Here is an 8383-nt window from a genome sequence, read left to right as displayed (position 1 = left end):
TCGCGGACCAGCCGCCACGGAGATCACCGCCACCGCATCACAACGCGCAGTTGATCAATTACCCAACACTTTCTCAGGCGCCCGCCCGCGGGGTCGCTTCCACGTGCAGGTCGCTGCACGCGGCGCGACCTCGTCGGCGGGCGCCTTCGTTCTGCGCCGGTGAGCCGCCGGAGTGAACGCGTCCAGCGTGTGGGTCATTGAGCGTATTTGACGGATTTTCAGACTAGATGCTCGATTGTATGGTCGCGGTGAGTAGCCACTCGTGTGCGCTGCGTGCGCAGACTCACCGTCAGATCGATCGAGAGGACCCGTCATGAGACGCCGTCGACCCCCCTGCGAACGCGCGCACAGACGTCATGGGCCGGCGGCGATCAGCAGCCGTCTCGCGCGGGCGCTAGTGCCGCTGGCCGTCGTGTTCGCCACGGTCTCGGCGTCCTTCGCGGGGCCCGCCACCGCGCACCCGCCGACGGCTGCGAGTGGCCGTCAGCTGCCGGTGACGCTGTCCAAGACCGGAACCGACCTCGCCACCGGCAGCACCACCCAGACCGGGCACGGCGACACCGTCCGCTGGGTGGTCTCCGCGACGAATCCGGACGGCGCCCCGGTCGACGCCACGATCACCGACGTGATCCAGGGCGGACCGGGCAGCTCACCGCAGAGCCAGACCTATGTGCCCGGCTCGCTGCAGGCGCCGCCCGGCTTCACCAAACAGTGGTCGACCGACAACGGCGCGAGCTTCAGCGGCACCGACCAAGGCGTCGCGACCAATGTCGTCCAGGCCCGAAACCCGGAACTCGCGTCGCCCGCGACCGGTTTGGTGGTGTCGATCCCGCCGCCGTTCACGCCGATCAACACGGCCACCGGCGGCGACGGGTTCACCCCGATCCTCTACACCGCCACGATCAACGGCGTCCAGACGCCCGAGGTCTGGAACATCTACCACCACGGCTTCGCCAACCCCGCCAGCGTGGTCTGCACCGACCTGCTCACCAATGGCCCCTGCCCCACCCCCGCAGGCGCGCCCGCCACCTGGCCCCAGGCGCTGAACTCCTCGGTGCCCGGAGCGACCACCGGCGACCTCGGCAGCACCCGCACCCCGACCTACGTGCAGCTCGGCTCCAAGCTGTACTACGCCGCGATCAGCCGGGACACGCTGGGACTGATCGGTGTCGGCTGCATCGACCTCCAGGCCCAGGCCAGCTGCGGCTTCACCGCGCTGCAAACCGGTTCCGGGCTGGTCGTGGGCGGTGTCGTCCAGGCGCCGAACCAGAACCTCTACGCGGTGTCCGGCACCGGCGAGATCCTCTGCTACGACGCCGCCGCCAACGCCCCCTGCGGCACCTTCGACATCGGCCTGCCGCCCAACGAGGGCCAGACCGCGTTCAGCGGCGACTACGCCGGCATCATGCGGACGATCGAAGGAAAGATCTACGTCACCGACAACACACTGGCCCCGGCGCCCACGGTGATGTCCTGCTTCGACCCGTCCACGAACACCGCGTGCACCGGCTGGGCCACCCCCAAGACCGTGGTCACCCCGACCACCGCCGACGAACCCGCCCGGGCCGACAACGTCTTCGAGATGTACGACGCGGCCGGCGCCGTCACCGGCGTCTGCACGATCGTCGGCGGCTTCTACCAGCAGGTCACCCCGCCGGTCGGCACCGTCGTGTGCTTCGACCTGGCCGGCAACCCCATCGCCGCACCCCCCGGCCTCGGCACCCTGGTCAGCACCAACGTCGCACCCGGCGAGGCCAACTTCCAGGTGCCGCTCACCATCACCGCCCCCAACGGCCACCTGGAGACCGAGTTCCCGCTCTGGATCTACCGGGGCATCACCCCGACCCTGAACAGCACCTCCTACTGCTACGACTGGACGACTCAGAGCCCCTGCGCCCAGTACGGCACGAACGGCATCGTCGACGGCCCGCCCAACGTCAACGGCGGCAACACCAGCCCGTACGGCTACGCCTACGACGGCCAGTGCAAGTACAGCCTCGGCGACACCGGGTACCTGTTCTCGCTGGACCCCGTCACCGGCGCCTCGCCCTGCCAGAAGACCAGGGCGCAGGCCGTGCTCAACCCCGCCGCGTTCTACTGCGACGGGGCCACCGGGCATGTCAGGTCCTACGGCGCGGTCAGCCTCCTCGGCATCGATCCGAGCACCGTCGACTTCACCCAGTCCTCGGTGACCGTGCTGGCGGCGGACGGCAGCACCATCGGCACCTTCCCGTTCGACCCCGCGACCGAGACGGCGGACATCTCCTCCGTCCCGATCGCCGACTCGCCGATCCAGGTCGTCTCCAACATCACCCTGCTCGGGGGCGGCTCGTTCCCGCCCGGCAGCAACCCGCAGATGCAGGTCACCTTCGTCGGTGACGCCCCGCAGATCTGCTTCGAGACGACGGTGGCCGCCGACTGCTCCGTCACCGCCGTCTCCAACCAGGCCACCGCCGTCACCAACGGCCAGGCGCCCGTCGCCTCCAACACCGTCACCCTCCAGGTGAACCCGGGCCCGGACTGCGCCCCGATGGTGAAGATCATCAAGGAGGTCTGCGCCTCGACCAACCCCGGCGACTGCGGCCCGGGCGGCCCAGGTCCATGGGGGAGCACAACCACCATCCCGCCGGGCGGCACCGCCTTCTGGCGCATCACCGTCACCAACCCCGGCCCCAGTGACGTCGCCGGCGTCACCCTGACCGACCCCGTCACGCCCTCCTGCGAGGCCGGCGGCCCGTTCGACCTACCCGCCGGCACCGACCACCAGATCTTCTGCGACCTACCCGGCGTCACCCAGGACACCGTCAACACCGTCTCGGCCACCTACATCACCCCGGACGGCGCCGTGCACACCACGCCGCAGGCGGAGGCGAGCGTCGTGGTGGCCGGCGCCGGGGCGTTGGCCATCGAGAAGACGCCGGATTCCCCCGGTCCGTTCCGCGAAGGCGACACGGTCTTCTACACCTACACCGTCACCAACACGGGCACCGCGCCGGTGCACAACATCGTCGTGATCGACGACCACGTGCCGTCGGTGACCTGCGACCGGACGGACCTGAACCCGGGGGAGAGCACGCTCTGCCACGGCAGTTACCTGGTGACGTCCGCGGATCTGCCGGTCGGCCACGTGACGAACACCGCTCACGCGGAGGGCACCGACTCCGGGGGCCAGCACGTGGTGAGCCCGCCGGTCGAGGCGACCGTCCCGGTGGTGGGCGTGGCGAAGCTGGCGATCGAGAAGAAGCCCGACAACCCCGGCCCGTTCCACGTGAACGAGGTCGTCGACTACACGTACACGGTGACCAACACGGGCACCGCGACGGTGCACGACCTGATCGTGAACGACGACCACGTGGCGTCGGTGACCTGCGACCGGACCGTGCTGGACCCCGGGCAGGTCGCGACGTGCCACGGCAGCTACGTGGTGACGCCCGAGGACGTGAAAGCGGGCCAGGTGACGAACACTGCGCACGCGAGCGGTCTCGATCCGCTGGGCGAGACGGTGGAGAGCCCCCCGGCCGAGGCGACCGTCCCGGTGTTCGGCGAGGTCCTGCTGGTCATCGAGAAGACGCCCGACAGCGCAGGCCCGTTCCACCTGGGCGAGACGGTCTCCTACACGTACACCGTCACCAACACCGGCACGGCCCCGGCCGAGGACCTTGCGGTGATCGACGACCACGTGGCGCCGGTGACCTGCAACTCGACGGTGCTGCTCCCGGGGGAGAGCACGCTCTGCCACGGCAGTTATGTGATCACGGAAGCGGATGTGACGGCCGGGCACGTCACCAACATCGCCCATGCCGAGGCCACGGATCAGCACGGGCAGCGGGTGACGAGCCCTCCGGCGGAGGTCACCGTCCCGGTGGTGGGCGAAGCCGCGCTGGTCATCGAGAAGACGGCCGACAGCGCCGGTCCGTTCCACCTCGGCGAGACGGTCCTCTACACGTACACGGTGACGAACACGGGCACCGCGCCCGTGCACGACCTGATCGTCAACGACGACCACGTGGTGTCGGTGACGTGCGATTCGACGGTGCTGGCCCCGGGTGCGAGCACGCTGTGCCACGGCAGTTACGTGGTGACAGCTGCTGACGTGTCGGCGGGTCAGGTGACCAACACCGCTCACGCGGAGGGGGTGGACCCGCAGGGCCAGACGGTGGTGAGTCCGCCGGCCCAGGCGACCGTCCCGGTGGTGGGCGAGGCCGTGCTGGCCATCGAGAAGACGGCGGACAGCGCCGGTCCGTTCCGACTGGGCGACACCGTCAGCTACACGTACACGGTGACCAACACCGGTACGGCAGAGGTGCACAACCTCACGGTGGTGGACGACCACGTCGCAGGCGTGGGGTGCAACACCGCGGTGCTGCTGCCCGGTGAGAGCACGCTGTGCCACGGCAGTTACGTGATCACGGCGGCGGATGTGGCGGCGGGGCATGTGACCAACACCGCCCACGCCGACGGAATCGACCCCCAGGGCCAGGGCGTGCAGAGCCCGCCGGCCGAAGCCACCGTCCCGGTGGTGGGCGAGGCCGTCCTGACCATCGAGAAGACGGCGGACAGCGCAGGCCCGTTCCGTCTCGGTGAGACGGTCCTCTACACGTACACGGTGACCAACACGGGCACGGCCGCCGTGCACAACCTGACTGTCGCGGACGACCACATCGCGTCCGTGACCTGTGGCACGACGACGCTGAACCCGGGGCAGAGCACGCTCTGCCACGGCGGCTATGTGGTCACGGAGGACGATGTCCTGGCCGGGCACGTGATCAACACCGCTCACGCGGAGGGCACGGACCCGCAAGGCCAGACGGTGGTGAGCCCGCCCGCCGAGGCGACGGTTCCGACGGTCGGCAAGGCCGAACTGGTCCTCCAGAAGGCAGCCGACAGCGCCGGACCGTTCCACGTGGGCGACACCGTTCCCTACACCTACACGGTGACGAACACGGGCACGGCCGCCGTGCACGACCTCTCCGTCGCGGACGACCACATTCCGACCGTGACCTGTGACACGACGACGCTGAACCCCGGCGAGAGCACCTTCTGCCACGGTTCGTACGTCATCACCGCCGCCGATGTGACCGCCGGTTCCGTGACCAACACGGCCCACGCGAACGGCACCGACCCCGTGGGACAGCCCGTCCAGAGCCCCCCTGGTGAAGCCACCATCGAGATCCTGGGCGACGCCCAGCTGACCATTTCGAAGACGCCGGACAGCGCCGGCCCGTTCCGTCTCGGTGAGACGGTCGTCTACACCTACACCGTGACCAACGCCGGGACTGCGGTGGTGAGCGCGCTCGTCGTGACGGACGATCATGTCGCGTCGGTGACGTGCGACTCGACGACGCTGGCGCCGGGTGCGAGCACGCTGTGCCACGGCAGTTACGTGGTGACGGCCGCCGACGTGACGGCGGGCCATGTGACGAACACCGCCCACGCCGAGGGCACGGACCCGCAGGGCCAGCTGATCCAGAGCCCGCCGACGGAAGCCACCGTCCCCGTGGTCGGCATCGCGGAGTTGAGCCTCCAGAAGGCGGCCGACAGCGCCGGCCCGTTCCATGTGGGTGACATCGTCACCTACACGTACACGGTGACCAACACCGGTACGGCGGCGGTCAACTCCCTGACCGTTGCAGACGATCACGTCGCGTCGGTGACGTGCGACTCGACGACGTTGGCGCCGGGTGCGAGCACGCTGTGCCACGGCAGTTATGTGGTGACGGCTGCCGATGTTCAGGCGGGTCATGTCACGAACACCGCTCATGCGGAGGGTACGGATCCGCAGGGTCAGACGGTGGTGAGTCCGCCGGTCGAGGCGACGGTCCCGGTGGTGGGCGAAGCTCTGCTGACCATCGAGAAGATCGCTGACAGTGCCGGTCCGTTCCATGTCGGTGACACCGTTACGTACACGTACACGGTGACCAACACCGGTACGGCGGTGGCGAGCAACGTCAAGGTGCTGGACGACCACGTCGCCTCGGTGACGTGCGACGCGACGACGCTGGCCCCCGGTGAGAGCACGCTGTGTCACGGTTCGTACGTGGTGACGGCCGCCGATGTGCAGGCGGGCCATGTCACGAACACCGCTCACGCGGAGGGCGCGGACCCGCAGGGCCAGCAGGTGGTGAGCCCGCCCGTCGAGGCCACTGTCACGGTGGTGGGCATCGGCGCGCTGACCATCGAGAAGACGGCCGACAGTGCCGGCCCGTTCCATGTGGGTGACGCCGTCGCCTACACGTACACGGTGACCAACACCGGTACGGCGGCGGTGAACGCGCTCAAGGTCACGGACGACCATGTGGTGTCGGTGACCTGCGACGCGACGACGCTCGCTCCCGGTGAGAGCACGCTGTGCCACGGCACGTATGTGGTCTCGGCCGCGGATGTGACGGCCGGTCATGTCACGAACACCGCTCGCGCGGAGGGCACGGACCCGCAGGGGCAGACGGTGGTGAGTCCGCCGGTCGAGGCGACCGTCCCGGTGGTCGGCGAGGCGTTGCTGACGATCGAGAAGATCGCCGACAGTGTCGGCCCGTTCCACCTGGGCGACACCGTGACGTACACGTACACGGTGACGAACACGGGTACGGCGGCGGTCAGCAACCTCACGGTCGTGGACGACCACGTGGCCTCGGTGACGTGCGATTCGACGACGTTGGCGCCGGGTGCGAGCACGCTGTGCCACGGTAGTTACGTCATCACGGCCGCAGATGTGACGGCCGGTCATGTCACGAACACCGCTCACGCGGAGGGTACGGACCCTCGCGGTCAGGAGGTGGTGAGTCCGCCGGTCGAGGCGACCGTCCCGGTGGTGGGCGAGGCCGCGCTGACCATCGAGAAGTCGGCCGACAGCGCCGGCCCGTTCCACCTGGGTGACACCGTCACCTACTCGTACACGGTGACCAACACCGGTACGGCGGCCGTCAGCAACCTCACGGTGGCGGACGACCACGTTGTGTCGGTGACGTGTGGCACGACGTCTCTCAACCCCGGCCAGAGCACGACGTGCCACGGCAGTTACGTGGTGACGGCCGCCGACGTGACGGCCGGTCATGTGACGAACACCGCTCACGCGGAGGGTACGAACCCGCAGGGGCAGACGGTGGTGAGTCCGCCGGCCGAGGCGACTGTCCCGGTGGTGGGTGAGGCGTTGTTGACCATCGAGAAGATCGCCGACAGTGCCGGTCCGTTCCGCCTGGGCGACACCGTGGCCTACACGTACACGGTGACGAACACGGGTACGGCGGTGGTCCACAACCTCACGGTCGTGGACGACCACGTGGCCTCGGTGACGTGCGACTCGACGACGTTGGCGCCGGGTGCGAGCACGCTGTGCCACGGCAGTTACGTCATCACGGCCGCCGATGTGCAGGCCGGTCATGTGACGAACACGGCTCATGCGGCGGGTACGGATCCGCAGGGTCAGCAGGTGGTGAGTCCGTCGGTCGAGGCGACCGTCCCAGTGGTGGGCGAGGCGCAGTTGTCGATGGAGAAGAAGTCCGACACGGGCGGTCCGTTCCATGTCGGTGACACCGTCAAGTACACGTACACGGTGACGAACACGGGCACGGCGGTCGTGCACAGCGTCGTGGTGGTGGACGATCACGTTCCATCGGTCACTTGCGACGCGACGACGCTGGACCCGGGTGCGAGCACGGTGTGCCACGGCGCGTATGTGATCACCGCCGCCGATGTCCAGGCGGGTCACGTGAAGAACATCGCTCACGCGAGCGGGGTCGGTCCCGACGGCCAGTCGGTGGAGAGCCCGCCGGGTGAGGTGGATGTTCCCGTGGTGGGCGAGGCGCAGTTGTCCATCGTGAAGAAGGCCGACACCGGCGGTCCGTTCCGGGTGGGTGACACGGTGCGGTACACGTACACCGTCACCAACACGGGCGCCGTGGTCGTTCACGATGTGACCGTTGCGGACGACCGTGTTTCGTCGGTGGCTTGTGACGCGACGACGTTGAACCCGGGCGCCCGCACGGTGTGTCACGGCAGTTACACGATTACGGAGGAGGATGTCGTGGCGGGTCATGTGACGAACACGGCCCGTGCGAGTGGTGTGGACCCGGAGGATCGCCCGGTGGAGAGCGGGCCGAGCGAGGTGACGGTGGAGACCACTTCGGGTGCGTCGTCGCTGTCGATCACCAAGCAGGCCGATGTGTCGGGTTCCGCGCAGGTGGGTGACACCGTGACGTACACGTACATGGTGACGAACACCGGGACGACGGTGCTGACGGACGTGTCCGTCAACGACGACCGGGTGGCGTCGGTGTCGTGCGAGGCAACGACGCTGGAGCCGGGTGCGAGCACGACCTGCCACGGGACGTACGTCGTCACCGAGGAGGACGCGAAGGCCGGTCATGTGACGAACACGGCGACAGCT

Annotated in this window: 1 protein-coding gene; it reads left to right on the top strand. The window is 68.8% G+C overall.

From position 1 onward, the window contains the following. Positions 1 to 493: 493 nt before the first annotated feature. Positions 494 to 8383, top strand: a 7890-nt coding sequence (locus IEZ12_RS34820; RefSeq protein ID WP_229848573.1) for a CLIPPER-2 domain-containing protein, incomplete at its 3' end; no start/stop codon positions are given.

The organism is Kitasatospora griseola, assembly GCF_014648555.1.
In the GTDB taxonomy this organism is placed as follows: domain Bacteria; phylum Actinomycetota; class Actinomycetes; order Streptomycetales; family Streptomycetaceae; genus Kitasatospora; species Kitasatospora griseola.
This window is presented reverse-complemented; position numbering and strand designations above follow the sequence as displayed.